This is a genomic window from Pseudomonas sp. S36 (assembly GCF_016647875.1).
Lineage (GTDB): Bacteria > Pseudomonadota > Gammaproteobacteria > Pseudomonadales > Pseudomonadaceae > Aquipseudomonas > Aquipseudomonas parafulva.
The window spans coordinates 124,481-149,567 of the sequence record NZ_JACVVG010000005.1 but is presented as its reverse complement, the minus strand read 5'-3'; the positions used below and the strand labels follow the sequence as shown (position 1 = coordinate 149,567).

At 63.1% G+C, this 25,087-nt stretch carries 24 protein-coding genes; 14 read left to right on the top strand and 10 right to left on the bottom strand.

Features of this window, described 5'->3' with window-relative positions:
* Window positions 1–19: 19 nt before the first annotated feature.
* The gene (locus IAE36_RS04520) at window positions 20–835 is read right to left on the bottom strand and encodes a TatD family hydrolase (protein WP_201210559.1); all 816 of its coding nucleotides are present in this window, start codon (window positions 833–835) and stop codon (window positions 20–22) included.
* Window positions 836–991: 156 nt separating this feature from the next.
* On the opposite strand from IAE36_RS04520, the gene IAE36_RS04515 reads away from it, so the two are divergent.
* From IAE36_RS04515 to greB, 3 genes are all read left to right on the top strand, one after another.
* Entirely contained in the window at window positions 992–2,395 is a 1,404-nt protein-coding gene (locus tag IAE36_RS04515; protein WP_201210557.1) for a transglycosylase SLT domain-containing protein, read from the top strand.
* A 199-nt stretch (window positions 2,396–2,594) separates the two neighbouring features.
* The gene (locus IAE36_RS04510) at window positions 2,595–2,903 is read left to right on the top strand and encodes a hypothetical protein (RefSeq protein WP_201210550.1); all 309 of its coding nucleotides are present in this window, start codon (window positions 2,595–2,597) and stop codon (window positions 2,901–2,903) included.
* 11 nt (window positions 2,904–2,914) lie between these two features.
* On the top strand, window positions 2,915–3,388 hold the full coding sequence (gene greB / locus IAE36_RS04505; RefSeq protein WP_060481165.1) for a transcription elongation factor GreB: 474 nt from the start codon (window positions 2,915–2,917) through the stop codon (window positions 3,386–3,388).
* 23 nt (window positions 3,389–3,411) lie between these two features.
* Here greB and IAE36_RS04500 read toward each other — a convergent pair whose 3' ends face one another.
* Both IAE36_RS04500 and IAE36_RS04495 read right to left on the bottom strand, forming a co-directional pair.
* Window positions 3,412–5,919: an ABC transporter permease gene (locus tag IAE36_RS04500; RefSeq protein ID WP_201210548.1), complete on the bottom strand. Its 2,508-nt coding sequence runs from the start codon at window positions 5,917–5,919 to the stop codon at window positions 3,412–3,414.
* Window positions 5,916–6,602, bottom strand: a complete 687-nt coding sequence (locus IAE36_RS04495; RefSeq protein WP_028634529.1) for an ABC transporter ATP-binding protein — start codon at window positions 6,600–6,602, stop codon at window positions 5,916–5,918. Before IAE36_RS04495 ends, IAE36_RS04500 begins: the two co-directional genes overlap by 4 nt.
* Window positions 6,603–6,612: 10 nt before the next feature.
* On the opposite strand from IAE36_RS04495, the gene IAE36_RS04490 reads away from it, so the two are divergent.
* The 3 genes from IAE36_RS04490 (at window position 6,613) to IAE36_RS04480 (ending at window position 8,657) form a co-directional block, all read left to right on the top strand.
* On the top strand, window positions 6,613–7,218 hold the full coding sequence (locus IAE36_RS04490; RefSeq protein ID WP_060481168.1) for an arylesterase: 606 nt from the start codon (window positions 6,613–6,615) through the stop codon (window positions 7,216–7,218).
* 58 nt (window positions 7,219–7,276) lie between these two features.
* A complete protein-coding gene (locus tag IAE36_RS04485; RefSeq protein ID WP_028634527.1) occupies window positions 7,277–7,567 on the top strand; it encodes a hypothetical protein in 291 nt (96 codons plus the stop codon).
* Between the two features lie 112 nt (window positions 7,568–7,679).
* Window positions 7,680–8,657 (top strand): L,D-transpeptidase family protein, encoded by a 978-nt coding sequence (locus tag IAE36_RS04480; RefSeq protein WP_201210546.1) that lies wholly within the window; start codon window positions 7,680–7,682, stop codon window positions 8,655–8,657.
* A gap of 127 nt (window positions 8,658–8,784) precedes the next feature.
* On the opposite strand, the gene oprI is transcribed toward IAE36_RS04480, so the two are convergent.
* Complete coding sequence (gene oprI / locus IAE36_RS04475) at window positions 8,785–9,036, bottom strand: outer membrane lipoprotei OprI (RefSeq protein WP_003259780.1); 252 nt, start codon at window positions 9,034–9,036, stop codon at window positions 8,785–8,787.
* Between the two features lie 510 nt (window positions 9,037–9,546).
* Here oprI and IAE36_RS04470 point away from each other — a divergent pair.
* Window positions 9,547–9,828 carry a GNAT family N-acetyltransferase gene (locus IAE36_RS04470; protein ID WP_028634525.1) on the top strand — a complete coding sequence of 94 codons (282 nt, stop codon included), beginning with the start codon at window positions 9,547–9,549 and terminating at the stop codon, window positions 9,826–9,828.
* Between the two features lie 37 nt (window positions 9,829–9,865).
* Here IAE36_RS04470 and IAE36_RS04465 read toward each other — a convergent pair whose 3' ends face one another.
* Window positions 9,866–10,942 (bottom strand): 3-deoxy-7-phosphoheptulonate synthase, encoded by a 1,077-nt coding sequence (locus IAE36_RS04465; protein ID WP_201210544.1) that lies wholly within the window; start codon window positions 10,940–10,942, stop codon window positions 9,866–9,868.
* Between the two features lie 182 nt (window positions 10,943–11,124).
* Here IAE36_RS04465 and IAE36_RS04460 point away from each other — a divergent pair, with 182 nt between their 5' ends.
* The 3 genes from IAE36_RS04460 (at window position 11,125) to cysB (ending at window position 13,768) form a co-directional block, all read left to right on the top strand.
* Window positions 11,125–12,069 (top strand): putative 2-dehydropantoate 2-reductase, encoded by a 945-nt coding sequence (locus IAE36_RS04460; protein WP_201210536.1) that lies wholly within the window; start codon window positions 11,125–11,127, stop codon window positions 12,067–12,069.
* 98 nt (window positions 12,070–12,167) lie between these two features.
* A complete protein-coding gene (locus IAE36_RS04455) occupies window positions 12,168–12,665 on the top strand; it encodes a universal stress protein (protein ID WP_028634522.1) in 498 nt (165 codons plus the stop codon).
* A 128-nt stretch (window positions 12,666–12,793) separates the two neighbouring features.
* Window positions 12,794–13,768, top strand: coding sequence for an HTH-type transcriptional regulator CysB (cysB, locus tag IAE36_RS04450; protein ID WP_003250297.1), 975 nt, complete (start codon window positions 12,794–12,796; stop codon window positions 13,766–13,768).
* Between the two features lie 57 nt (window positions 13,769–13,825).
* Here the strand turns inward: cysB and IAE36_RS04445 are convergent, their stop codons facing one another.
* From IAE36_RS04445 to rloA, 5 genes are all read right to left on the bottom strand, one after another.
* Window positions 13,826–14,560 (bottom strand): phosphoadenylyl-sulfate reductase, encoded by a 735-nt coding sequence (locus IAE36_RS04445; protein ID WP_060481169.1) that lies wholly within the window; start codon window positions 14,558–14,560, stop codon window positions 13,826–13,828.
* Window positions 14,561–14,639: 79 nt separating this feature from the next.
* Window positions 14,640–15,983: an aminodeoxychorismate synthase component I gene (pabB, locus tag IAE36_RS04440; protein ID WP_201210534.1), complete on the bottom strand. Its 1,344-nt coding sequence runs from the start codon at window positions 15,981–15,983 to the stop codon at window positions 14,640–14,642.
* Window positions 15,984–16,115: 132 nt separating this feature from the next.
* Window positions 16,116–17,096, bottom strand: coding sequence for an alpha-L-glutamate ligase-like protein (locus tag IAE36_RS04435; protein ID WP_028634519.1), 981 nt, complete (start codon window positions 17,094–17,096; stop codon window positions 16,116–16,118).
* Entirely contained in the window at window positions 17,096–18,631 is a 1,536-nt protein-coding gene (rloB, locus tag IAE36_RS04430) for an osmotic stress tolerance membrane protein RloB (RefSeq protein WP_028634518.1), read from the bottom strand. Before rloB ends, IAE36_RS04435 begins: the two co-directional genes overlap by 1 nt.
* 5 nt (window positions 18,632–18,636) lie before the next feature.
* Window positions 18,637–19,173 (bottom strand): retropepsin-like aspartic peptidase RloA, encoded by a 537-nt coding sequence (gene rloA / locus IAE36_RS04425; protein ID WP_028634517.1) that lies wholly within the window; start codon window positions 19,171–19,173, stop codon window positions 18,637–18,639.
* Between the two features lie 294 nt (window positions 19,174–19,467).
* Between rloA and IAE36_RS04420 the strand changes: the two genes are divergently transcribed.
* The 4 genes from IAE36_RS04420 to acnD all read left to right on the top strand — a co-directional run bounded on the left by IAE36_RS04420 (window position 19,468) and on the right by acnD (window position 25,087).
* Entirely contained in the window at window positions 19,468–20,184 is a 717-nt protein-coding gene (locus IAE36_RS04420; protein ID WP_028634516.1) for a GntR family transcriptional regulator, read from the top strand.
* Window positions 20,181–21,071: a methylisocitrate lyase gene (gene prpB / locus IAE36_RS04415; RefSeq protein WP_060481171.1), complete on the top strand. Its 891-nt coding sequence runs from the start codon at window positions 20,181–20,183 to the stop codon at window positions 21,069–21,071. Before IAE36_RS04420 ends, prpB begins: the two co-directional genes overlap by 4 nt.
* Before the next feature lie 103 nt (window positions 21,072–21,174).
* Complete coding sequence (prpC, locus tag IAE36_RS04410) at window positions 21,175–22,302, top strand: bifunctional 2-methylcitrate synthase/citrate synthase (protein ID WP_201210532.1); 1,128 nt, start codon at window positions 21,175–21,177, stop codon at window positions 22,300–22,302.
* A 196-nt stretch (window positions 22,303–22,498) separates the two neighbouring features.
* Window positions 22,499–25,087, top strand: a complete 2,589-nt coding sequence (gene acnD, locus IAE36_RS04405) for a Fe/S-dependent 2-methylisocitrate dehydratase AcnD (protein ID WP_201210530.1) — start codon at window positions 22,499–22,501, stop codon at window positions 25,085–25,087.

Sequence of the window (25,087 nt, the reverse complement as noted above, 5' to 3'; positions counted from 1 at the left end):
GCGAGGGTGTTGATATGTATCAAGAAACAACGGGCACTGAAGGCAGACCGAAGAAGGTACGTGCAGTGTCGGTGGTATGCGCAGCGGTTGTCTCGATACGCTCGGATCGGTGCAGCGCAACCTCCCTTAGCACCTCGCCCAGGTAGGCCGGTTCGTTGCGACCGCTTTTGGGCTTGGGCCGCAGGCTGCGCGGTAACAGGTAGGGCGCATCGGTTTCGAGCATCAGCCGGCCTGCAGGCACATTGCCCACCAGCGCATGCAGGTGAGTGCCGCGCCGTTCGTCGCAAATCCAACCCGTAATGCCTATATGCAGATCCAGGTCCAGGTACGCATACAGCGCCTCACGTTCACCGGTGAAGCAGTGCACCACTGCGCCTACCAGGTGGTCGCGGTACTCCTTGAGAATCGCGACCAGGCGCTCGCTGGCATCGCGTTCGTGCAGAAAAACCGGCATCTGCGTTTCCACCGCCAGCGCCAGTTGCGCATGCAGGGCGGCTTCCTGCTGTGGGCGAGGGGAAAAATCGCGGTTGAAGTCCAGCCCGCATTCACCCACTGCTCGCACCCGAGATTCTTTAAGCAACTGGCGTAAACGCTGCTCGCTCAAGCTGTCCCAGCCTTGGGCATCATGGGGGTGTACGCCCGCCGTGGCAAACAGGTGCGCGCCTGTTTCGTCAAGCTGATGACACAGCTCCAGCGCTTGTTCGCTGACGGGCAGGCTGGTGCCGGTCAGTACCAGTTGCGCCACATTCGCCTGCAGGGCGCGTTGGAGTACCTCGGCCTCTCGGCCCTGGAAACTGCTGTTGGTCAGGTTGACGCCGATATCGATCAGTTGCATGGTGCTACCTCGTGCCGCGGGGCGGCCAGCATAGCAAAAGCTTGCGTTTTACTGAAAATCCAAGAACTTCATGTGCTTGTAGAGGTCTTTTGCCGTCAAACCTCATGTGGCGATGGCCTGGTTGACCGGCCCCCACACCCCACGGATACGCTGCCCATGCCGCGATACTGGCTTGTTTTCCTGCTAACGCTCTGCCTGCCCATGGCTGCGCATGCACAGGCGCGGGCGCCAGGCCCGCAGCACATTCCTGCGGCCAAGGCCCGCGACCTGCAGCAGATACGCAGCAGCAAGGTGTTGCGCGTGCTGGTCAACCAGAGCCGCAACAGTTCGGGCGAAGTGAAAGGCGAACCGGTGGGCATCGAATATTACCGGCTACGGGCCCTGGAGCATTTTCTCAACGCGCGTGTCGAGGACGGCCAGCGGTTACAGCTCAAGCTGATCCCGCGGGCCAAGGAGCAGTTACTGGGCGCCCTGGCGCGGGGCGAGGGTGACCTGGCAGCACCGGGCGAACTGTTCGACCCTGGGGTAGTGCGTGGCGTCACGGCCACTGCGCCCATACGCGACCACGTAGCGCTGACGCTGGTCGGGCGCAAGGGTGAGCGCGGCTTCACCCAGGTGGAGCAGTTGTCTGGGCGTACCATCGCCCTGACCAGTGCCAGTGCCGCCGGCCCGCTCATCCAGCAGGTCAACCAGCGGCTGGCCTTGCGCAAGCGGCCACCCATCAAGGTGGAATGGGTGGATTCAACGCTGGCGGTGGAGGATGTACTGGAAATGGTGCAGGCCGGCATCTATCACCTCACGGTGGTCGAGCAGCCGATTGCCCAGCGTTGGTCCAGGGTAATGCCACGCCTGCGCCTCAACCCGGGCGTGCACCTTGGGCCGCCGCAGGCCATGCGCTGGTATGTGGGGCGCGATACGCCCGAGCTGCAGGCCGCGGTCGACCGGTTTCTTCAGGGCTACCGTGCACCGGGCAACCAGGACGCTGCTTTCGAGCGTATCTACCGCCGCCAGTACCGTGTGCATGACCCCCTGGCAAGCAAGGCCCGCCAGCGCCTGGCCTCCGTGCGCTCGGTCTTGCAGAAGCATGGTGATGCGCAGCAGATCGACTGGCTGAACCTGGCGGCGCTGGCGTTCAAGGAATCGACCCTGAACCCGGCGGCGCGCGGCGCGGGTGGGGCGCATGGGTTGATGCAGATCACCCCTTCGGCGGCTCAACGGGTAGGGGTGAGCAATACGTCAACGGTGGATGGCAATGTGCAAGCGAGTGCCCGCTACCTGGCGCTGATCCGCCGCAAGTTCTTCTCCAGCCCGCGCATCAACGAGCGTGAGCGCATGGCCTTCGTTCTGGCGGCCTACAATCTGGGCCCGGAGCGGGTGCAGGCCATGCGCGCAGAAGCCCGCAAACGCGGCCTCAACGGTAACCAGTGGTTTTTCCAGACCGAACGGATTGCCATGGAGCAGGTGGGCATGGGGCCGGTCAACTTCGTCAACAGTGTGAACAAGTACTACGTGGCGTTCAACCGCCAGCGTGGGCTGCTCGAGCGCGTGGTGAAGCGCTGAGCGGCCGGGCTGGCGGGGGCTGTAGCCGAGCCGCTTGCAAGTTGTGGCACATCGCTCTAGCATACCGCTTGCGCCGATTTAAACAGCTACTTGCGGGGCGCAAAAACGCCCCAGGGGTGTTTTCAAATACCGCTAAAGCGCTGGTTCGGTGATGCCTCCCACCGCTGCCCAGCGGGATTTGCGAGGCAGAGAAAGCGCCATGAGTTGCCCACGTACCAGTGTCTGTTTAAGCCCATTGCCTGCCAGCCAGGCGGCCCGTACACCGCGCATTCTGCTCGGTGGTCAGCATCAGCCCACCCTGTTGCGCCATCTCGAAGGCCTGTCTCGCCGCCGAGGCCAGGCGCGCGCCTTTCTGATCCAGTTTGCCGAAACGGGGCAGCACCTTGCCCAGTACGCCAATGATCGCTTTGACCTGGCGGTTATCCAGGCGCCCGCGCCGGAAGACGCTGCCGACATCATCGGCAACCTGGTGCGCATTGCCCGCCAAGGCCTGATCACCGGCCGCTGAGGAGCGCTCAGTTGAGTACCAACATCATCACTGTTCAGGGCCATGAGGCGCTGAAGAAAGAGCTGGATCATCTCTGGCGGGTCTATCGCCCGGAGATCACCCAGAAAGTGACCTGGGCGGCATCGTTGGGTGATCGCAGTGAAAATGCCGATTACCAGTACAACAAGAAACTTCTGCGCGAAATCGACCGGCGGGTGCGCTACCTGCGCAAACGCCTGGAGGACGTGAAAGTGGTGAGCTATGCGCCCGAGCAGGAAGGCCGTGTGTTCTTCGGCGCCTGGGTGGAAATCGAGAATGACGACGGCGCATCGCTGCGCTTTCGCATCGTTGGTTACGACGAAATCCATGGGCGCAATGATTACATCTCGATCGATTCACCCATGGCGCGTGCCTTGCTGAAAAAACAGCAGGGCGATGAGGTGGTGGTGCACACCCCTACCGGCGAGGCAAGCTGGTACATCAACACCATCAGTTACACCCAGTAGGCGCACAGCTTTCCTGTGGCGCCTTAGCCATCGCGCAGCACGGCCAGTGGGCTTGCATTCAGCGCCCTGCGGGTGCCCAACACGCCGGCGCCGCCCACCAGCAGTGCGCCAGCCACCGGCATCACCAACAGCCAGGGGTGCGGCCCCCAGGGCAGGTCGAACGCGTAGCGGTACAGTACCCAGGTGATCAGCTCGCAGCCCGCGGCTGCCAGCAACCCGCTGACTGCGCCCAGCAGGCCAAACTCGATACGGCGTGCTTTTACCAACAACGGTCGCGCCGCCCCCAGCGCCCGCAGCAGTGCCCCTTGGCGGATACGCTCATCCAGCGTGGCTTGCAGGCCTGCGAACAGCACGGCCAGCCCCGCACCCAGCACAAACAACAGGACGTACTCCACAGCCAGCGTCACCTGCGCGAGGATGCTGCGCAGTTGATCCAGCAGGGCGTCAACCTGCAACAGCGTCACCGCAGGGAAGGCACGCGACAGCGCGACGACGTCCAGGTCATGCCCCGCCGCCAGGTAAAAGCTGGTCAGGTAGGTGGTAGGCAGGCCCTGCAACGTGCCAGGCTGGAAGATCATGTAGAAGTTGGGTTGAAAGCTGTCCCAGTGCACGCTGCGCAAGTTGATCACCCGGGCCTGACGTTGCTGCCCGCCGATATCGAACGCCAGCAGGTCACCCAACTTCAACCCCAGGCTGACAGCGAGTTCCGCCTCTACCGACACGCCGGGCACTTCGTCGCCTGCCGGCAGGCCCTGCCACCAGCGGCCCGCAGTCAGGGCGTTGCCCGTAGGCAGGTCCTGAGCCCAGGTCAGGCTCAGGTCACGTTGCACGGCGCGCTCGCCCGCCGAGTCCTTGCTGACGATCTGCTGCACCGGCTCGCCGTTCACTTGCACCAGCCGGCCCGGGGTGACCGGGTACAGCGGGGCTGCGGCTGCATTGATCTGTTTCAGGTGCGCCGCGAAGGGTTCGCGATCGTCTGGCAGAATGTTGAGTGCAAAGTAATTCGGGGCATCCTTGGGCAGTTGCGCCTGCCAGGTGTCCAGCAGTTCTGCGCGCAGCAGGGCGACAAGGCCCATCGCCAGGAGAATCAGGCCAAATGCCAGTGCTTGCCCCGCCGCCGCCATGGGGGCGCGCAGCAGCTGGCCGAGCCCCAGGCGCCAGGCCAGGGGCGCGTTCGCCAGCAAGCGCCTCAGGCTGCGCAGGCTCAGCAACAGCAGGCCGGCAAGTGCCAGCGCTGCCACCAGGCCGCCGGCCAGTAATGCGAAGGTCAGCAGCAGGTCCAGGCTCAGGCGCCACATGATCAGGCCAAGCGCGAGCAAGGCCGCGCCGTACACGAACCAGCTGCCTGGCGGCACGGGAAGCAGGTCGCGGCGCAGCACCCGCAGCGGCGGTACCCGGCCAAGGGCTGCGATGGGCGGGAGGGCAAAACCGGCCAGGGCCACCAACCCGGTGGCGACCCCCGCGAGGGCGGGGGCGGCGTCACCCGCTGGCACGGTGCTGGGCAGCAGGCCTTGCAGCAGCCGGAACAGGCCCAACTGGGCAAGCCAGCCAAGCACGGCACCGGCGGCTGCCGCTGCGATGCCCAGCATGGCCAACTGCAGGCTGTAGAGGGTCAGCGCCTGGCGGCGCGATAGCCCCAGGCAGCGCAGTAGCGCGCTGGCATCCAGCCGCCGGGAGGCATAGCGGCTCGCCGACATGGCGACGGCAACGCCCGCCAGCAGCACCGCCACCAGGCTCGCCATGTTCAGGTAGCGCTCGGCTTTACCCAGCGCGCCGCCAATCTGCTGGTTGCCATCACGGGTATCGCGCAGGCGCTGGCTGGCTGCCAGGTGCGGCTCTACAGCCTGGCGGTACTGCGCCAGCCCCTCGGGAGTGCCGCTCCACAGTTCGCGATAGGTAACCCGGCTGCCTGGCTGGACCACGCCTGTGGCGGGCAAGTCCGCCAGGTTCATCAGTACCCGCGGCGTTAGGCTATAGAAGTTGTTGGCGCGGTCTGGCTCATACGTCAGCACCCGGCTCAGGCGCAGGGTTTTCATGCCCACGTCGATACTGTCACCTACCTTCAGCCCCAGTGCCGCCAGCAGTCGGGGCTCCACCCACGCCTCGCCGGGGGCGGGGAGGCCGCCAGGGGTTTCTTCGGCATAGGGCTGGGCGGCGCTGCGCAGTTGCCCGCGCAGTGGGTAAGCGTTGTCGGCGGCCTTGACGCTGGACAGCTCGATGCCGCTGTCGCCGCCCACCACGCTGGTGAACTCCACCACTTGTGCGTGGCGCAAACCCTGGGCGGTCCCCGCGGTGATCTGCGGTTCAGCAGCCGGCGCGCTCCCTTGCAGCACCAGGTCGGCCCCCAGGAACTCGCTGGCACGCAATTGCATGGCGCCGTTCAGGCGGGCGCCGAAATAGCCGATGGCAGTGCTTGCCGCCACCGCCACCAGCAACGAGAAGAACAACACGCGCACTTCGCTGGCGCGCAAGTCCCTTAGCAGCTGGCGCGCAGCCAGCCCCAGCAGCCGTGCCAGTGGCATCCGTGTCATCCTGCCTCCAATGGCGCAACCAGGTGGCCGGCATCCAGGCGGATCTGCCGGCGGCAGCGGCGCGCCAGGCGTTCGTCATGGGTGACCAGCACCAGGGTGGTGCCCCGTTCCTGGTTCAGTTCGAACAACAGGTCACTGATGCGCTCGCCGGTGTGGCTGTCGAGGTTGCCGGTGGGTTCGTCGGCGAACAGCACGGCGGGTTGTGCGGCGAATGCGCGTGCGATGGCCACCCGCTGCTGCTCGCCACCGGACAACTGCCTGGGTGTGTGGCTCAACCGCTGGCCCAGGCCAACGCGTTCCAGCAGGGTGCGGGCATGTTCCCTGGCATCGCGGCGGCCATCCAGCTCCAGGGGCAGCATGACATTTTCCAGGGCGTTGAGGCTGTCGAGCAGTTGAAACGACTGGAATACGAAACCCACGTGTTCGGCGCGCACCCTGGCGCGCTGGTCTTCATCCAGCGGGCCGAGGTCGTGGCCTGCCAGCAGCACGCGACCGGCGCTGGGTTGGTCAAGGCCTGCCAGCAGGCCGAGGAGGGTGGATTTGCCGGAGCCGGAGGCGCCGACGATTGCCAGCGAATCGCCGGCGGCAAGATCCAGTGACAACGCGTGCAGAATCACCAGTTCGCCTTCCGCGCTGGGGACCACTTTGCTAAGGTTCTGCGCAACGAGAATGCTGGGGCCCATGGAGAATCCAATGCGAAGAAGGTGGTTGAGTGCCGTGCTGGTCCTGTGTTGCCTGGCCCAGAGCGCCACGGCGGGGACACTGCTGATCGTTGGCGATAGTATCAGCGCCGGTTTCGGGCTGGATACCCGCCAGGGTTGGGTCTCCCTGTTGCAGACCCGCCTTCAGCAGGAAGGTTTCGACGACAAGGTGGTCAATGCCTCGATCAGCGGTGACACCAGCGCGGGGGGCCAGGCGCGGCTGCCGGCGCTGCTTGCGGCGCACAAGCCTGGGGTGGTAGTGCTGGAACTGGGGGGCAATGACGGGCTTCGTGGGCAGCCGCCCGGGCAATTGCAACAAAATCTTGCTTCGATGATCGAGCAGTCGCACAAGGCCGGCGCCAAGGTGCTGTTGCTGGGCATGCGACTGCCGCCAAATTATGGCGTGCGTTACACCGAGGCATTTGCACAGGTCTACCAGCAATTGGCAGCGGACAAACACGTCGCGTTGGTGCCGTTCTTCCTCGACGGGGTAGGGGGTGTGCCGGAATTGATGCAGGCCGATGGTATCCACCCTGCGCAAGGTGCTCAGCAACGCCTGCTGGAAAATGCCTGGCCGGCGCTAAAACCGTTGCTATGACGCTTTAAACGGGGCCGGCTTTCGGCTAATGTTGCGCCCCCCGTTTCGAGTGCCCCCGATGCCGCGCCCCGCCTGGTCCCTGTATGCCTATCAACTGATCGAGCCCGACGAGCAGCTTGACCTGTTCGCCTGCCAGGAGGTGCGTGTCCACCTGGTCGCCCGCCAGCTCGAGTTGGGCGTGCCGGTCGACAGGACATTGTGCGGGGGGTTGCTGCCGGCTCACCCTCGCTGGTCCGGGGTGCCGCAGTCGATCTATCGCGATGGCCGCCTGTGTGACCTGTGCCGTGCCATACTCGATGCACAACGGCGTGGCATGCGGCCCATCTGGCCCGAGCTGCAGGCCAGTTGAAGCCGGGCCCTTTCATCATCTGCAAAGGCTTGCAACGCGCCAATGCCTCCCGCTGGCCCGGGGGCGGGTGTACAATCGAACCTCTTGACTCACCTTTCGAAGGATTTACCGGATGTTGCCGCGCTTTCCTGCCGTCACCCGTAGCCTGTCCCTGGCCGCCCTGCTGGTAGCGGGCCCCGCCGCCGCGCTGGAGCTGCCGCTGCCACCGCCCGGTGATGACCTGGTCGGTCAGGTGCACGTCATCAAGGCAAAGTACGAGGACACCTTCGCCGACATCGGCACCGCCAACGACCTGGGCTACCTTGAAATGATCGCGGCCAACCCCGGTGTCGATCCCTGGCTGCCTGGCGCCGGTACGGAAATCATCCTGCCTACGCGCTACATCCTGCCGCCGGGCCCGCGTGAAGGCATCGTCATCAACCTGGCGGAGTACCGGTTGTACTACTACCCCAAGGGGCAGAATGTGGTGCACACCTTCCCGCTGGGTATCGGTCGCGAGGGGTGGGGGTCGCCGGTCGCCAACACCAAGATCACTGCCAAAACGCCGAACCCCACCTGGACCCCGCCTGCTTCCATTCGTGCCGAGCATGCTGCGGACGGTGACATCCTGCCGGCCGTCGTCCCTGCAGGGCCCGACAACCCGTTGGGGCCCTTCAAGTTCACGCTGGGTGTGCCTGGTTACCTGATCCACGGCTCCAACAAAAAGTTCGGTATCGGTATGCGCACCAGTCACGGTTGCTTCCGCATGCTCAACAACAATGTGCTGGAGCTCTCGGGTATGGTGCCGGTGGGCACGCCGGTACGCATCATCAACGAGCCCTACAAGTTCGGGGTCAGTCAGGGCAAGGTATACCTGGAGGCCCACACGCCGCTGGATGACCAAGGCAACCCTTCGGTCGTGGACAAGCATACGGCTGTTATCAACGCCCTGCTCAAGCGCGAAGACCTGGCCAATAACGTGCGCATGAACTGGGACATGGTGCGTGACGTGGTGGCTGCCGAGGATGGCATGCCGGTCGAAATTGCCGTGCCGGCCAATGGCCCTGGCGATGCGCCGATGGCATCCACTATTCCGGCTGAGCTGCAGTAGCCTCGCCTACTGTGTGACAGGGCCTGCCATCGTGCAGGCCTTTTTGTATGAGCTCGACTGCTTTATTGCGGGCAACAAAAAAGCCGACCCACAGGTGGATCGGCTCGATAACAATCCGTGAGGATTATTACTTGCGGCTGGCTTTGTCCAGCATACGCAGTGCGCGCTCGTTGGCTTCGTCAGCGGTCTGCTGAGCCTTCTGAGCGGCTGCCAGTGCGTCGTCAGCCTTACGGTAGGCTTCATCGGCACGAGCTTGAGCACGAGCTGCTGCGTCTTCAGTCGCAGTCAGACGAGCTTCGGTTTCTTTGGAGACGCTGCTGCAACCGGTAGCCAGAACTGCGGCCAGAGCCAGAGCAGAGAATTTCAGAACGTTGTTCATCGTGTTCCCCTTCAAGGACTTTCTATTAAATAGCCATCTCTCAGAAAAGAGAAACTGGCCGGCGTACATAGTACCCATTACTTGTAGTAAGTAAACTGACAGAGCGCAAGAACTGCAAAAAAAAACAGCCCGCTGCTGCGCGCTAGAAAGAGGCGCAAGGTAGGCGTGAAACAAAAAGGTGCAGTAATCGCAAGCGGTTGTAGTACCTGTACTTTTTTGTGGAACCAATAGTGACTTGCACTGTCATGGGACGTCTTAGTCCTACAACATCCGACAGCAATTGCTTGCAGCCACCCACAGTTGCGACAGCAGAGTTTGCCCTTTCATGGCTGCGCACCTTGAGCAACCCCTAGTAGGGCGCCTACTATCTTGTGAGTGCTACAGATCCGAACGAACGCACTGCTGTGCGGATCGGTCGAAAGCCAAGAGGCGGCGTACTGCATAGTGCGCCGGATGAACCACCCGCTGTAAGGCGAAAAGGTCTGCCAGGAAGACCTGCGAGGAGTAGTGATGAGTGAAGCGCTGACCATCCACCATGACCAGGCCGGTCATCAGTTCGAGACCAGTGTGGACGGTCATCGTGCCTACCTGACGTACATGGACCTGGGCAAGCAGACCCTCGACATCTACCGCACCTTTGTGCCCAACGCTCTGCGGGGCCGGGGTATCGCTGCAGCCTTGACCGAGCAGGCCCTGGCGTACGCCGAGCAGATGGGGTACACGGTCATCCCGTCCTGCTCGTATGTAGAGCGGTACATGGAACGCCAGCAGCGTCATTCCAGCAAAGCCTGACATTCATACCGACCTGTCAGGCTGAGCGAGGTGCTGATCAGCCGCGCTTGCGCTGTGGCAGCACATCCTTGAGCTTGGCGCGCATGCTGCGCAGTGTTTTCTCGGTTGCCGACCAGTCGATGCAGGCGTCGGTGACCGACACCCCGTATTGCAACTGGGCCAGATTCTTCGGAATGGACTGGCAGCCCCAGTTCAAATGGCTTTCAACCATCAGCCCGATGATGGACTGGTTGCCCTCGAGAATCTGGTTGGCCACGTTCTCCATCACCAGCGGTTGCAGTGCCGGGTCTTTGTTGGAGTTGGCGTGGCTGCAATCAACCATGATGTTGGGCTTGATCTTGGCCTTGGCCAGGTCCTGTTCGCAAAGCGCGACGCTGACCGAATCATAGTTGGGCTTGCCGTTACCGCCCCGCAGCACCACATGACCGTACGGGTTCCCCTTGGTGGTGACGATGGACACGCCGCCTTCCTGGTTGATGCCAAGAAAGCGGTGAGGCTTGGACACCGATTGCAAGGCATTGATGGCCACGGTAAGGCCGCCATCGGTACCGTTCTTGAAGCCAACGGCCGAGGACAGGCCCGACGCCATTTCACGGTGGGTTTGAGATTCCGTGGTGCGGGCGCCGATGGCGGACCAGCTGATCAGGTCTTGCAGGTACTGCGGCGAAATCGGGTCCAGTGCCTCGGTAGCGGTAGGCAGCCCCATCTCCGCCAGGTCCAGCAGCAATTTGCGACCAATGTGCAGGCCATCCTGAATCTTGAATGAGTCATCCAGGTAGGGGTCGTTGATCAGGCCTTTCCAGCCGACCGTTGTGCGCGGCTTCTCGAAATACACACGCATGACCAGGTACAGCGTGTCGGACACTTCCTCGGCCAGCACCTTGAGGCGCTCGGCGTATTCGTGGGCTGCCTTGATGTCGTGAATGGAGCACGGCCCAACCACAACGAACAGGCGGTGGTCCTTGCCATCCAGAATATTGCGCACCACTTCGCGACCTGCTGTAACGGTCTGCAGGGCCTTGGTGCTGAGGGGGATTTCCTTCTTGAGCTGATCAGGGGTGATCAGCGTGTCGTTGGAGGCAACGTTCAAGTCATCGATTGGTAAATCAGCCATCGTGTTACTCGTCAGGTCACGGGTGCCGGCCGCCAACAGTCCCCGTGCGGCCCAGCAGCAAGAATAATCGCAGCGGGGAGCCGAACCTTAGCGCGTTAGCGTTGGCGCCACAATGGGGATTACCCCACCTGAATGGGTCAATCCGGTGTACAAAGTAGCCTCACATCCACAAGGAGGGCGGCATGCGCACAACCAACCCACGCATCGGCATCATCGGCAGTGGCGCGATTGGCGGCTTTTACGGGCTGATGCTGGCCCGGGCAGGCTTTGATGTGCACTTCCTGCTGCGCAGCGAGTACGAGGCGGTGCGCGAGCGCGGGCTTGCCGTGGAAAGCGCCGTTCACGGTGCCTTGCATCTGAACGCCCAATGCTATGCCTCGGTCACCCAGATGCCTGCGTGCGACTGGTTGCTGATTGGCGCCAAGGCTACCAGCAACCACCAACTGGCACCGTTGATCGTGCAGGCCGCAGTGCCAGGCGCAAAGGTCGTGCTGCTGCAGAACGGCCTGGGGGTCGAGGAGCAACTGCGCCCGGCATTACGCCCCGACATGCACCTGCTGGGCGGGCTGTGCTTCATCTGCGTGAATCGCCAGGCGCCCGGGGTGATTTGCCATCAGGCGCTGGGTACCGTCAACCTCGGTTATCACAGCGGCCCGGCCGCCGACGGCGGGGCGCAACTGGTCGAGCAGGGCGCGGGTTTGTTCAGGGCTGCAGGCGTGGCCTCGCAGGCCATGCCCGACCTGGCGCAAGCGCGTTGGCAGAAACTGGTGTGGAACGTGCCCTACAACGGGCTTTCCGTGCTGCTGGGTGCCAGTACCGGGTTGTTGATGGCCGACAGTAGCAGCCGTGCGCTGGTGTGGGCGCTGATGGATGAGGTGGTGCAGGGCGCGGCGGCCTGTGGCCATGTGCTGCCTGAAGGCTACGCCCAGCAGTTGTTCGAAGTGACGGAAGGCATGCCCGATTACTGGCCCAGCATGTACCACGACCACACCCACGGCCGCCCCCTCGAACTGCAGGCCATCTATGCCGAGCCCCTGGCCCGCGCTCAAGCGGCCGGCTGCAGCTTGCCCCGCATGCAGACGCTCCACCAGGCGCTGGCCTTCCTGGGTGCCCGCGCCAGCCGCTGAGGCCTGGGCGGATGCGGGCGCGTCGGATGGCCAGGCGGGTGTGCGGCGCGCTGCTAAGCTCTAGCTTGCTCTGCCGCCGCGGCAGTCGAGGAGGTCGAATGATCCGTTCCATGCTGTATGCCACCGACCTCGGTGTTTATGCGCCTTTCGTGATGCAGCATGCGCTGGCCCTGGCGCGCACATTTTCGGCCGAGTTGTATGTGATACACGCCGTCGAGCCCATGGGCCAGTTCGCCGAATCCCTGTTGCAGAGCTACCTGGACGAGCAGACTCTCGATCAATTGCACAGTCAGGGGGTAAGCACGGTGATGGCCAACATCGAACAGCGTGTGCTGGAAAACCTGCGTGATGAGCTGGGTGAAGACGCCGACCTTGCCGTGCTCAAGGCGGTGCGCGTTCGCCAGGGGGACCCTGCGCAGGTCATCCTCGACCAGGCGCAGCGGCTTAGCGTCGACCTGCTGATATTTGGCAGCCATAGCGCCGGCGCGGGGGTTGACGTGCCCCTGGGCAGAACAGCGGTGAGGCTGTTGCAGCTGTCCCCGGTGCCGGTCTACATGGTGCCGCTGTCGCAGCATCTAGGTCGTAGGAAAGCGTGAAGCTGTGTGTAAGGCGCTTCCCTCGGCATGTAACAAAATAGTTCTAGATTTATTTCAATAACCACTAATATAGTTATATATCGTCGCTGCCCGCTGCCGCTGACTCATCGCTGAACCGAGGGAAACCTATGAAGCTTCAACAACTGCGCTACATCTGGGAAGTGGCGCACCATGACCTCAACGTCTCCGCGACAGCCCAGAGCCTGTACACCTCCCAGCCAGGTATCAGCAAGCAGATCCGCCTGCTCGAAGATGAGCTGGGCGTCGAAGTGTTCGCACGCAGCGGCAAGCACCTTACCCGCGTCACCCCTGCAGGTGAGCGCATCATCAACACCGCCGGGGAGATCCTGCGCAAGGTTGAAAGCATCAAGCAGATTGCCCAGGAATTCTCCAACGAGAAGAAGGGCACGCTGTCTATCGCCACCACCCACACTCAGGCCCGCTATGCGTTGCCGCCCGTAATCAGCAGCTTCATCAAGCAATACCCGGAAGTTTCGCTGCACATGCACCAGGGCTCGCCGATGCAGATTGCCGAAATGGCGGCTGACGGCACGGTCGATTTTGCCATCGCCACCGAAGCGTTGGAGCTGTTCGGCGACCTGATCATGATGCCGTGCTACAAGTGGAACCGCTGTGTAGTGGTGCCCCAGGGCCACCCGTTGGCCAAGCTGCCTAAGCTCACCCTAGAGGCCGTGGCCGAGTACCCGATCGTTACCTACGTGTTCGGCTTCACTGGGCGTTCCAAGCTGGACGAGGCCTTCAACCACCGCGGCCTCACCCCGAAAGTGGTTTTCACCGCGGCGGATGCCGACGTGATAAAGACCTATGTGCGCCTTGGCCTGGGTGTGGGCATCGTCGCCGGCATGGCGGTGGACGCCAAGCTCGACAGTGACCTGGTCGCCCTGGATGCCAGTGAGCTGTTCGAAGCTAGCATCACCAAGATCGGCTTCCGCCGAGGCACGTTCCTGCGCGGCTTCATGTGCGATTTCATCGAGAAATTCGCCCCGCACCTCACCCGTGAAGTGATGGCCAAGGCTATTCAGTGCCACAACAAGCAGGAGCTCGAAGCCCTGTTCGAAGGCGTCGAACTGCCTGTGCACTGAGTGCCACGGGTAGCGGCCAGCTGCCGGCCAGCGCCGTGCAGCTGGCCGTGATGGGTTTCAGGCCTTGGTGATCAGATTGCCAGCGTGCAGGCCGCATTCCTTCTGGGTGGACTCCTCCCACCACCAGCGCCCTTCGCGCTCATGCTGGTTAGGCAGCACCGGGCGTGTGCAGGGCTCGCAGCCGATGCTGATGAAGCCGCGCTCGTGCAAGCTGTTGTAGGGCAGTTCCAGCATGCGGATGTAGCCCCACACTTCCTCGCTGGTCATCTGCGCCAGTGGGTTGAATTTGTACAGGGTGCGTTCCGGGGTCGAAAAGCCGCTGTCGATTTCCAGGGCTGCCACCTGGCTGCGGGTGCCGGGGCTCTGGTCACGTCGCTGGCCAGTGGCCCAGGCGCTGACCGTGGCCAGCTTGCGGCGCAGCGGCTCGATCTTGCGGATGCCGCAGCACTCACCGTGCCCGTCGCGGTAGAAGCTGAACAGGCCTTTGTCTTTGACGAAAGGGTCGAGCGTGTTGCGGTCCGGGCTGAGGATTTCGATCGGCAGCTTGTACTGCTCGCGCACCTGGTCGATAAAGCGGTAGGTTTCCGGGTGCAGGCGGCCGGTGTCCAGGCTGAACACCCTGACCTGCTTGTTCAGCTTCCAGGCCATGTCTACCAGCACCACGTCCTCGGCGCCGCTGAACGAAATCCACAGGTCATCACCGAAATGCTCGAAGGCAAGCTTGAGGATGTCCTGCGGGGACTTGTTGGCATAGGCCGCGGCCAGGGCAGCGACGTCGAAGGGTTGGCTCATCAGGCGGTTTCCATCTTGGCTGTGGCGCTGTGCGCTCGTAATGGGGTGATGGTAACAAAAAAATACGGGGCAGACGGCTCTACAGCGCCTGCAAGGCCTGCATCAGCACGCGTACCTTGGCGATCGACTCTTCGTATTCAGCTTGCCATTGCGAATCGGCGACCACGGCACCGCCGCCCCAGCAGCTGACGTGCCCGTCCTTGACCAGCAGGCTGCGGATGGCGATGGAGCTGTCCATTTCGCCGCGCACATCTACATACAGCAAAGACCCGCAGTACAGGGCGCGGCGGGTGGGCTCCAGCTCGTCGATGATCTGCATGGCGCGGATTTTGGGTGCGCCGGTAATGGACCCGCCCGGGAAGCTGTCGCCGATCAGGTCCAGTGCATCCCTGCCGTCAGCCAGTGTGCCGATGACGCTGCTGACCAGGTGATGCACGTTCGGGTAGCTTTCCAGGCTGAACAGCTCCGGCACGCTGACCGAGCCGATCTGGCAGGTGCGCCCGAGGTCATTGCGCAGCAGGTCGACGATCATCAGGTTCTCGGAGCGGTCCTTGAGGCTGTGCAGCAGTTCTTCGGCATTGCGCGCGTCTTCTGCCGGGTTGCTGCCGCGTGGCCGGGTGCCCTTGATGGGCCGGGTTTCTACCTGGCCCTGGCTGACCCGGACGAACCGCTCTGGCGAAAAGCTCAGCAGGGCACTGCCGTCGGCCAGTTGCTGGTAGCCGGAAAACGGTGTGGGGCAGGCCCGACGCAGTGCCTGGTAGGCGTGCCAGGGGTCGCCCTGGCAAGGTGCGCGAAAGCGTTGGGTGAGGTTGATCTGGTAGCAGTCACCGGCCTGAATGTAGCGCTGCACCTGGTCGAATGCGGCCTGGTACTGTGCCGGCTGCAGGTCGCCGGCCATGGGCGCGAGCAGTTTGAAAGGGCCTGATGCACCAGGCGCTGAGCTGCTGAACAGGCTCACCAGGCGGTCACGCTCGTCAGCAGCCAGGCTTGGGTGAAACACCAACTGGGTGGTGCCCTGCACATGGTCGGTGACCATTGCCCAGGCATACAGCCCCAACTGTGCATCCGGCAGGCCGAGGTCATCCACCGCCTGGCTGGGCAGTTGCTCCAGCCGGCGACCGAAGTCGTAGCTCAGGTAGCCGATCAGGCCGCCGGCGAACGGCAGCTCGCTGCCTGCTGGCAACTGTGCAGTGCCAAGCTGCGCCAGGCTGTCGCGCAAACGGTGCAGAAACGCGCGGCCGTCTTCGCCAGGCCGTGCGTGAAGCTGCTGCACAGGCCAGGCGCTGAGCAGGTCGAACCGGCCACGGTCGGCGGCAGGGCGTGCGCTGTCCAGCAGAATCGCCCCGGGCGCCTGGCGCAGGCGGGCAAAAAAAGTGGCGGGGTCGGCTTGGTAGGGCAGGGGGTAAAGCGTACAGGTCGGCATCAGTGTGGACGGCGATGTAAAAGCGAGGGGGCAATTGTAGACCGCTGCAGGAACTGCGCCTAGCACCGGGCTTTACATTCCCCCGCACCCAATGCCACGTGAAGGAAGGGGCTGCAGGGCAGCCCCACCCGATCAATGGCCGGGCACGTGCCCGAACAGCCCCTGTGCGACCCGGACGCGTTGCTCGGCATCTTCAGTGATACCTTCCTTGGCCAGCGCTTCCAGGTGGGCTTCGATGGCATGGGTACGCTGGGTCAGGCCGCAGTCGTTGGCGATCTGGATGTTCAGCCCCGGGCGGGCGTTCAGTTCCAGAATCAGCGGCCCCTTTTCCTGGTCCAGCACCATGTCCACGCCGATGTAGCCCAGCCCGCACAGCTCGTAGCAGCCTGCTGCAAGCTTCATGAAGCCGTCCCAGGTGGGCAGTTGCACGCCATCCACCGAGTTGGTGGTGTCCGGGTGCTTGCTGATGATGTTGTTCAACCAGGTACCGCGCAGGGTCACGCCGGTGGCCAGGTCTACACCCACGCCGATGGCGCCTTGGTGCAGGTTGGCCTTGCCGCCCGACTGGCGGGTGGGCAGGCGCAACATGGCCATGACCGGGTAGCCCATCAGCACGATGATGCGGATGTCCGGTACACCTTCGTAGCTGATGCTTTTGAAGATCTGGTCGGGCGTGACCCGGTATTCGATCAGTGCCCGGTCACGGTGCCCGCCCAGCGAGTACAGGCCGGTGAGGATGCTGGAAATCTGGTGTTCGATTTCCTCGTGGCTGATGATCTTGCCCGACACTGTGCGGTAGCGGTCCTCGAAGCGGTCGGCGATCACCATGATGCCGTCACCGCCAGCGCCTTGCGCCGGCTTGATGACGAAGTCATTGCGCCCGCCAATGATCTGGTCGAGCTTTTCGATCTCTTTTTCCGTCTCGATCACGCCGTACATTTCCGGCACATGAATGCCGGCAGCCAGTGCGCGCTCCTTGGTGATGATCTTGTCGTCGACGATCGGGTACAGGTGGCGCTTGTTGTACTTCAACACGTAGTCCGCGTTGCGCCGGTTGATACCCATGATGCCCCGGGCCTCCAGGGCTTTCCACGTCTTGATCAGGCCAAACATCAGGCGTCAGCCTTCTTCAAAAATGCCTTGAAGCGCACCAGCTCGGTCAGGCGGTAGCCGCGGTAGCGGCCCATCGCGAGCATGAAGCCCACCAGAATCAGCAGCACTGCCGGGAAGGTGAAGACGAAGTACACCAGCTCCGGCACCATCATCAGCAGGTGTGCGAGGGAGGCTGCGAACAGCGTGCCGATGGCCACCTTCATGGCATGGCCGCCCCCACGTTCCTCCCAGGTGATGGACAGGCGCTCGATGGTCATGGTCAGGATCACCATGGGGAACAGTGCTACCGACAGGCCACGCTCCAGGCCCAGCTTGTGGCTGAACAGGCTGATGGCGGCAATCAGTACCACCACGAAGGTAAGCACCACCGACAACCGCGGCAGCATCTGCAGCTTCAGGTGTTCCAGGTAGGAGCGCAGTGACAGGCCAAGCGCGGTAATCACCGTGAACAGCACGATACCGAAGCCCAGCTGGGTCTCGCGGAAGGCCAGGGCGATCAGCACGGGGGTGAAGGTGCCCAGGGTCTGGATGCCGATCAGGTTGCGCAGGATCAGGATCACCAGCACGCCAATCGGGATCATCACCATGATCATGAAGGTTTGCTGGGTCTGCAGCGGCAAGCCGTACAGCGAGTACTCGAGGAAGTCGGCGTCGGTGTTCTCGTCGGTCAGCTTGGCCAGGCGGATGGCGTTCATCTCGCTGTTGTTCATGCTGAAGGTGACGTTGGCTTTCTTGCCGCCATCGACGGTGATCAGGTTGTCGTCACCGGTCCACCACAGCAGGCGGTCGCTTGGCAGGCCCTGTTCGCCGGTATCGGGGTTGAAGTACAGCCAGTCGTTGCCATTGAAGCTGCGCAGCCACAGCTCAGGGGTTTGCGGGGTGTCTGCCACCAGGCGGATGGTGTGCACTCTTTCCATCGGCACGTGGGCGATGGACAGCAGCAGGTCGATCACCTGGGCCTTTTTCAGGGACGAGGTATCGCCGGCCAGCAGCAGCTTGACGTTGTCGTCGTTGAGGTTGTTGACCCGCTTGATGGTCTCGCCGACAAAGGTTTCCACATCGGCCGAATGCTGGCGAATCGGCGCCATCAGCGCTTCTGCGGCGATCTTCTCGGGGCCGTCCACCGCCAGGCTGTCACGGAAGGTCGGGCCCTTGATCTTGGCTTTTTCGGTGCTGTAGCGCTTGGTCAGCACCAGGCGGTAGTACAGTGTCTGGTTGCCGCTGGCGCGGCGGGCCGACCAGGTGACCTTGCGGTTACCGTCGGCGCGGTTGACGCTGACCCCATAGTTGTTGGAGATGAAGCTCTCGTTGAGGCTAACGTAGTCGCGGTTCAGTGGCGGTACGAACATCTGCACCTTGACCGGGTCCTTGGTGCTGGCGACGAATTCGATCTTGGCGTCGATGTTCCACAGGTCGTCGGTTTCATCCTCGGTGACCGGGATGCCGAGCACCAGGATCTGATAGGCCGTGACGGCTACGCCCAGAAGCACCAGTACGGTGATCAGGACTTTCAGGTGGAGGGTAAGAGAGCGCATCGGGGTTACTCTGCTTTGGGAGCGTCGGTGGCACAGGCAGGTTTGCCGGCCGCATATTTAAGGCTGGGGTCGACCAGTGCGTCGAAGTGTTTCAGTGCTTCAGAGCCGATCAGCAGCGGGAACTGGAAGGCGCTGCGGTCAGTGAGGTTGACTTCGATGGTGCGCCGGGCCTGGCCCATGCAGATATCGAGCTCGATGACCGGCCGCGCGGTATAGGCCTTGCCGGAGTCAGCGTCGTAGTCGCTGGCACGGCGCTTGATCTTGCTCACCCGCGCCAACGGGCGTTCGATGGGGTGAGAGTGGGCGGCGTCGATGGCCAGGTAGAAGCGCACCCAGCTTTCGCCGTTGCGTTTGAAGCGTTTGATGTCGCGGGCGCTGAGCGAGGCGGTCTTGGCACCGGTGTCGAGCTTGGCCGCCACCTCCAGGTCAAGGTCACCCAGGCGTGCGTACTCATTGAGCCCATACACGGTCTTGCCCGCCGCCTGGCCAAGGGCCGGCAGCAGGGTGAGGCAAAGCAGTAATAAAGCAGGTGTAAGTCTCATAGTCCTGGCGCGGTATTGTGCAAGTTTCGGGGTAAGGCGACTGGCAACTGCTGCACAAGCTTCCTCGTTTAACTGTCAACACGCGTACGGCGTTGGCAGTCAGGCTATCCATACTCCATCGGAGGCGCGGCATTCTATCACGCCGACGTATTGACGCCAGCGGTGCGCGATCTGACAGCAACAGGGCAGGAGAAGTTCTGGTCAGCATAATTGTCAACAATCCATATTTAGCCTTTGACTGAACATGCCTTTTTGGCTAATTTCATCGTATGGATTAAACAAGGTGTCGACAATATGCAGGACCTCTCCGCCGTTGGCCCGGCCCTAATGGACGAATCGGAAACCCTGTCCGAGCATGTGTTTCGGCGCATACAGGCAGCCATCGTCAAAGGCGACATTGCCCCTGGCAGCAAGATTTCCGAGCCTGAGCTGGCCCGCACCTATGGCATCAGCCGTGGGCCCCTGCGCGAGGCCATCCACCGCCTCGAGGGGCAGCGCCTGCTGGTGCGCATACCCCATGTGGGCGCGCGGGTGGTGTCGCTCAACCATGCCGAACTGATCGAGCTGTACGAGATCCGTGAGTCGCTCGAAGGCATGGCGTGCCGGCTGGCGGCGGAGCGCATGAGTGTGGCCGACATCGAAGAACTGCGCCGGGTGCTGGACACCCATGAGCGAGATGCAGCCTTCCAGGCGGGTGTGGGGTATTACCAGCAGGAGGGTGATTACGATTTCCACTACCGAATCATTCAGGGCAGCGGCAACCAGACCTTGGTCAAGATGCTGTGTGGCGAGCTGTACCAGCTGGTGCGCATGTACCGCATCCAGTTCTCCGCCACGCCTAACCGCCCGCGCCAGGCATTTGCCGAGCACCACCGTATTCTCGATGCCATTGCCGAGCGTGATGGCGAGCTGGCCGAACTCCTGATGCGCCGCCACATCGGCGCCTCCAAGCGCAACATCGAGCGCCACTACCTGGACGCCCGCACTGACAGCCCAAGAGGTGAGAAATGACCGTGAAGAGCACACCCGGCCAGCGTTTCCGCGAAGCCGTTGCCGCCGAGCAGCCGCTGCAGGTGGTCGGCACCATAAATGCCAACCACGCACTGCTGGCCAAACGCGCCGGTTTCAAGGCCATCTACCTGTCCGGTGGTGGCGTGGCTGCCGGGTCGCTCGGCCTGCCGGACCTGGGCATCAGCAACCTCGATGACGTGCTCACGGATGTACGCCGCATCACCGACGTGTGCGACCTGCCCTTGCTGGTAGACGTGGACACCGGGTTCGGCGCATCGGCCTTCAATGTGGCCCGCACCGTGCGCTCGATGAGCAAGTTTGGCGCTGCCGCCATTCACATCGAAGACCAGGTGGGTGCCAAGCGCTGCGGGCATCGGCCCAACAAGGAAATCGTCAGCCAGCAGGAAATGGTCGACCGCATCAAGGCGGCCGTCGATGCCCGCACCGATGACAGTTTTGTGATCATGGCGCGCACCGACGCGCTGGCTGTCGAGGGCCTGAACGCCGCGCTGGACCGGGCTGCCGCCTGTGTCGAAGCCGGCGCCGACATGGTGTTCCCCGAGGCCATCACCGAGTTGTCGATGTACCGGACGTTCGCCGACCGGGTAAAGGCGCCGATCCTGGCCAACATCACCGAATTCGGCGCCACGCCGTTGTACACCACCGATGAACTGGGTTCGGTCGGCGTGTCGCTGGTGCTCTACCCGCTGTCGGCATTCCGCGCCATGAACAAGGCGGCTGAAAACGTCTACACGGCCCTGCGCCGCGACGGCACGCAAAAGAACGTGGTCGACACCATGCAGACCCGCATGGAGCTTTACGATGCCATCGGCTACCACGCGTTCGAGCAAAGCCTGGACGCCCTGTTTGCCCAGAAAAAGGCCTGACCCCCCGTCCTTGTAGGAGCGAGCAAAGCTCGCGATAAAGGCCTCAGCCAAACCCATTAGCCAAACAGCATTCCCATAACAAATTCAAGAAAGGAGAAACACCATGGCCGAAGCAAAAGTACTCAGTGGCGCTGGCCTGCGCGGGCAGGTGGCCGGCCAGACCGCGCTGTCGACCGTGGGCCAGGCCGGTGCCGGGCTGACCTACCGTGGGTACGACGTGCGCGAACTGGCTGCCGGTGCCGAGTTCGAGGAAGTTGCCTACCTGCTGCTGTACGGCGAGCTGCCCAGCCAGGCCGAACTTGCCGACTACAAGCACAAGCTGAAAGGGCTGCGTGAGCTGCCCCAGGTCTTGAAGGAGGTGCTCGAGCGCATCCCGCGTGACACTCACCCCATGGATGTGATGCGTACGGGCTGTTCGATGCTCGGCACGCTGGAGCCCGAGCTCACCTTCGACGCCCAGGTCGAGAAGACCGACCGCCTGCTGGCGCTGTTCCCTGCGGTGATGTGCTACTGGTACCGCTACAGCCACCATGGCGTGCGCATCGACTGCCACAGTGACGAAGACACCCTGGGTGGCCATTTCCTGCACCTGCTGCACGGCAAGAAACCCAGTGCGCTGCATGTGAAGGTGATGAACGTTTCACTCATCCTTTACGCGGAACACGAGTTCAACGCCTCCACCTTCACCGCCCGGGTATGCGCCTCGACGCTGTCCGACCTGTATTCGTGCATCACGGCCGCCATCGGCGCATTGCGCGGCCCGCTGCACGGTGGTGCCAACGAGGCGGCCATGGAGCTCATCGAGCGCTTCCAGAGCCCGCAGGAGGCCACGACCGAGTTGCTGCGCATGCTTGAGCGCAAGGACAAGATCATGGGCTTTGGCCATGCCATCTACAAGGAGTCCGACCCGCGCAACGAGGTGATCAAGGGCTGGGCGAAGCAGCTGGCCGATGAAGTGGGGGATACGGTGCTGTACCCGGTTTCCGAGGCCATCGACAAGACCATGTGGGAGCAGAAGCGCCTGTTCCCCAACGCCGACTTTTACCATGCGTCGGCGTACCACTTCATGGGCATTCCGACCAAGCTGTTCACGCCCATCTTCGTCTGCTCACGCCTCACAGGTTGGGCCGCGCATGTATTCGAGCAGCGCGCCAACAACCGCATCATCCGCCCAAGCGCCGAGTACGTGGGCGTGGAGCAGCGGCCATTTATGGCGATTGAGCAGCGGTGATGGAGCCTGGCCTGTAGAGCCGCACATAACCTGTTGATTCAGCAGGGGCCTGTGGGAGCGGCTTCAGCCGCGAACACCGGCGAAGCCGGTGCCATCACCGGGTTGCCTGCTTCGCGGGTGAACCTGCTCCCACAAGGAGCGTGGGTTGCTTGCACAATCAGTTTGAACGCTATCCGTGAGCGAGCCTGATAACGATATGAACACTGCCTACCGCAAAGCCCTGCCAGGTACCGACCTGGATTATTTCGATGCCCGCGCAGCCGTCGAGGCGATCAAGCCCGGCGCCTACGACGGCCTGCCCTATACCTCCCGCGTGCTGGCCGAAAACCTGGTGCGCCGCTGTGACCCTGCCCACCTGGACGCCTCGCTGGGGCAGCTGATCGAGCGTCAGCGCGACCTGGATTTCCCGTGGTTCCCCGCACGCGTGGTGTGCCACGACATCCTCGGCCAGACGGCGCTGGTCGACCTGGCCGGCCTGCGCGACGCCATTGCCGACAAAGGCGGCGACCCGGCGCAGGTCAACCCGGTGGTGCCGGTGCAACTGATCGTCGACCACTCCCTGGCCGTGGAGTGCGGCGGCTACGACCCCCAGGCCTTCGACAAGAACCGCGCCATCGAGGACCGGCGCAACGAGGACCGCTTCCATTTCATCAACTGGACCAAGAAAGCGTTCAAGAACGTAGACGTTATCCAGCCCGGCAACGGCATCATGCACCAGATCAACCTGGAGAAGATGTCGCCGGTGGTACACAGTGACCATGGCGTCGCCTACCCGGATACCTGCGTCGGTACCGACAGCCACACCCCCCATGTCGACGCCTTGGGTGTGATCGCCATCGGTGTGGGTGGCCTCGAGGCGGAAAACGTGATGCTGGGCCGCGCCTCGTGGATGCGCCTGCCGGAGATCGTGGGTGTGCAGCTCACCGGCAAGCTGGCCCCGGGCATTACCGCCACTGACCTGGTGCTGGCCCTGACCGAGTTTCTGCGCAAGCAGAAAGTAGTAGGTGCCTACCTCGAATTTCACGGGGAGGGCGCCAGCGCCCTGACATTGGGCGACCGCGCCACCATCTCCAACATGGCCCCCGAATACGGCGCCACGGCGGCGATGTTTGCCATTGACCAGCAGACCATCGACTACCTGCGCCTGACCGGGCGGGACGACCAGCAGGTTCGCCTGGTGGAAACCTACGCCAAGGTCACCGGCCTATGGGCAGACAGGCTGGCAGGGGCCGAGTATGAGCGTACGTTGACCTTCGACTTGTCCAGCGTGGAGCGCAACATGGCCGGCCCTTCCAACCCCCATGCCAGGGTCGCTACCCGCGATCTCGCGGCCAAGGGTATCGCGGGCGCGTGGGAGCAGGTGCCGGGGCAGATGCCTGATGGCGCTGTGATTATCGCGGCCATTACCAGCTGCACCAACACCAGCAACCCGCGCAACGTGATCGCTGCCGGCCTGCTGGCGCGCAATGCCAACAGGCTGGGCCTGTCTCGCAAGCCGTGGGTCAAGTCCTCGCTCGCACCGGGCTCCAAGGCTGTGCAGTTGTACCTGGAGGAGGCTGGGTTGGAGAAGGAGCTGGAGCAGCTCGGCTTTGGCATCGTGGCGTTTGCCTGCACCACCTGCAACGGCATGTCTGGCGCGCTGGACCCGGTGATCCAGCAAGAGATCATCGACCGCGATCTGTACGCCACTGCCGTGCTGTCGGGTAACCGCAACTTCGACGGGCGCATCCACCCCTATGCCAAACAGGCGTTTCTGGCGTCGCCGCCGCTGGTGGTGGCCTACGCCATTGCCGGTACCATCCGCTTCGACATCGAAAAGGATGTACTCGGCGTGGTCGACGGGCAAGAGATCCGCCTCAAGGACATCTGGCCAAGCGATGAAGAAATCGATGCCGTGGTCCGCGCTGCGGTCAAGCCAGAGCAGTTCCGCAAGGTCTACATTCCGATGTTCGCCATCGAGGAGGATCGCGGGCCGAAGGTGGCGCCGCTGTATGAATGGCGCCCGATGAGCACCTACATCCGCCGCCCCCCCTACTGGGAAGGCGCCCTGGCGGGTGAGCGGACCCTGCGGGGCATGCGCCCGCTGGCTGTGCTGCCGGACAACATCACCACCGATCACCTGTCGCCCTCCAACGCCATCATGCTGGACAGCGCAGCAGGCGAGTACCTGGCCAAAATGGGCCTGCCGGAAGAGGACTTCAACTCCTACGCCACCCACCGTGGTGACCACCTGACAGCCCAGCGTGCCACGTTCGCCAACCCCAAACTGTTCAACGAGATGGTGCGCAACGACGATGGCAGCGTAAGGCAGGGCTCGCTGGCGCGGCTGGAGCCGGAAGGCAAAGTGACCCGCATGTGGGAGGCCATCGAGGCCTACATGCAGCGCAAGCAGCCGCTGATCATCGTCGCCGGTGCCGATTACGGGCAGGGCTCTTCCCGTGACTGGGCCGCCAAGGGCGTGCGCCTGGCCGGCGTCGAGGCGATCGCCGCCGAAGGCTTCGAGCGCATCCACCGCACCAACCTGGTGGGCATGGGGGTACTGCCGCTGGAATTCAAACCAGGCACCGACCGCAACACCCTGGGCCTGGATGGCAGCGAAACCTACGACGTCGTGGGGGCACGTACACCGCGGGCCACGCTGACGCTGGTGATCACTCGCGCCAACGGCGAGCGCCTGGAGGTGCCTGTCACCTGCCGCCTGGACACTGCGGAGGAAGTGTCGATCTACGAGGCAGGCGGGGTGCTTCAGCGTTTTGCCCAGGACTTCCTCGAAGCCACCGCCTGA

Coding starts and splice junctions, on each gene's coding strand:
- IAE36_RS04500 (WP_201210548.1), bottom strand. CDS start 5,919: ATGACACGGATGCCACTGGCACGGCTGCTGGGGCTGGCTGCGCGCCAG.
- IAE36_RS04480 (WP_201210546.1), top strand. CDS start 7,680: ATGTTGCCGCGCTTTCCTGCCGTCACCCGTAGCCTGTCCCTGGCCGCC.
- acnD (WP_201210530.1), top strand. CDS start 22,499: ATGAACACTGCCTACCGCAAAGCCCTGCCAGGTACCGACCTGGATTAT.
- IAE36_RS04510 (WP_201210550.1), top strand. CDS start 2,595: ATGAGTTGCCCACGTACCAGTGTCTGTTTAAGCCCATTGCCTGCCAGC.
- pabB (WP_201210534.1), bottom strand. CDS start 15,983: ATGCCGACCTGTACGCTTTACCCCCTGCCCTACCAAGCCGACCCCGCC.
- IAE36_RS04515 (WP_201210557.1), top strand. CDS start 992: ATGCCGCGATACTGGCTTGTTTTCCTGCTAACGCTCTGCCTGCCCATG.
- IAE36_RS04435 (WP_028634519.1), bottom strand. CDS start 17,096: ATGTTTGGCCTGATCAAGACGTGGAAAGCCCTGGAGGCCCGGGGCATC.
- cysB (WP_003250297.1), top strand. CDS start 12,794: ATGAAGCTTCAACAACTGCGCTACATCTGGGAAGTGGCGCACCATGAC.
- IAE36_RS04490 (WP_060481168.1), top strand. CDS start 6,613: ATGCGAAGAAGGTGGTTGAGTGCCGTGCTGGTCCTGTGTTGCCTGGCC.
- rloB (WP_028634518.1), bottom strand. CDS start 18,631: ATGCGCTCTCTTACCCTCCACCTGAAAGTCCTGATCACCGTACTGGTG.
- IAE36_RS04465 (WP_201210544.1), bottom strand. CDS start 10,942: ATGGCTGATTTACCAATCGATGACTTGAACGTTGCCTCCAACGACACG.
- IAE36_RS04445 (WP_060481169.1), bottom strand. CDS start 14,560: ATGAGCCAACCCTTCGACGTCGCTGCCCTGGCCGCGGCCTATGCCAAC.
- IAE36_RS04420 (WP_028634516.1), top strand. CDS start 19,468: ATGCAGGACCTCTCCGCCGTTGGCCCGGCCCTAATGGACGAATCGGAA.
- oprI (WP_003259780.1), bottom strand. CDS start 9,036: ATGAACAACGTTCTGAAATTCTCTGCTCTGGCTCTGGCCGCAGTTCTG.
- prpC (WP_201210532.1), top strand. CDS start 21,175: ATGGCCGAAGCAAAAGTACTCAGTGGCGCTGGCCTGCGCGGGCAGGTG.
- IAE36_RS04455 (WP_028634522.1), top strand. CDS start 12,168: ATGATCCGTTCCATGCTGTATGCCACCGACCTCGGTGTTTATGCGCCT.
- rloA (WP_028634517.1), bottom strand. CDS start 19,173: ATGAGACTTACACCTGCTTTATTACTGCTTTGCCTCACCCTGCTGCCG.
- IAE36_RS04470 (WP_028634525.1), top strand. CDS start 9,547: ATGAGTGAAGCGCTGACCATCCACCATGACCAGGCCGGTCATCAGTTC.
- IAE36_RS04495 (WP_028634529.1), bottom strand. CDS start 6,602: ATGGGCCCCAGCATTCTCGTTGCGCAGAACCTTAGCAAAGTGGTCCCC.
- IAE36_RS04520 (WP_201210559.1), bottom strand. CDS start 835: ATGCAACTGATCGATATCGGCGTCAACCTGACCAACAGCAGTTTCCAG.
- IAE36_RS04460 (WP_201210536.1), top strand. CDS start 11,125: ATGCGCACAACCAACCCACGCATCGGCATCATCGGCAGTGGCGCGATT.
- prpB (WP_060481171.1), top strand. CDS start 20,181: ATGACCGTGAAGAGCACACCCGGCCAGCGTTTCCGCGAAGCCGTTGCC.
- IAE36_RS04485 (WP_028634527.1), top strand. CDS start 7,277: ATGCCGCGCCCCGCCTGGTCCCTGTATGCCTATCAACTGATCGAGCCC.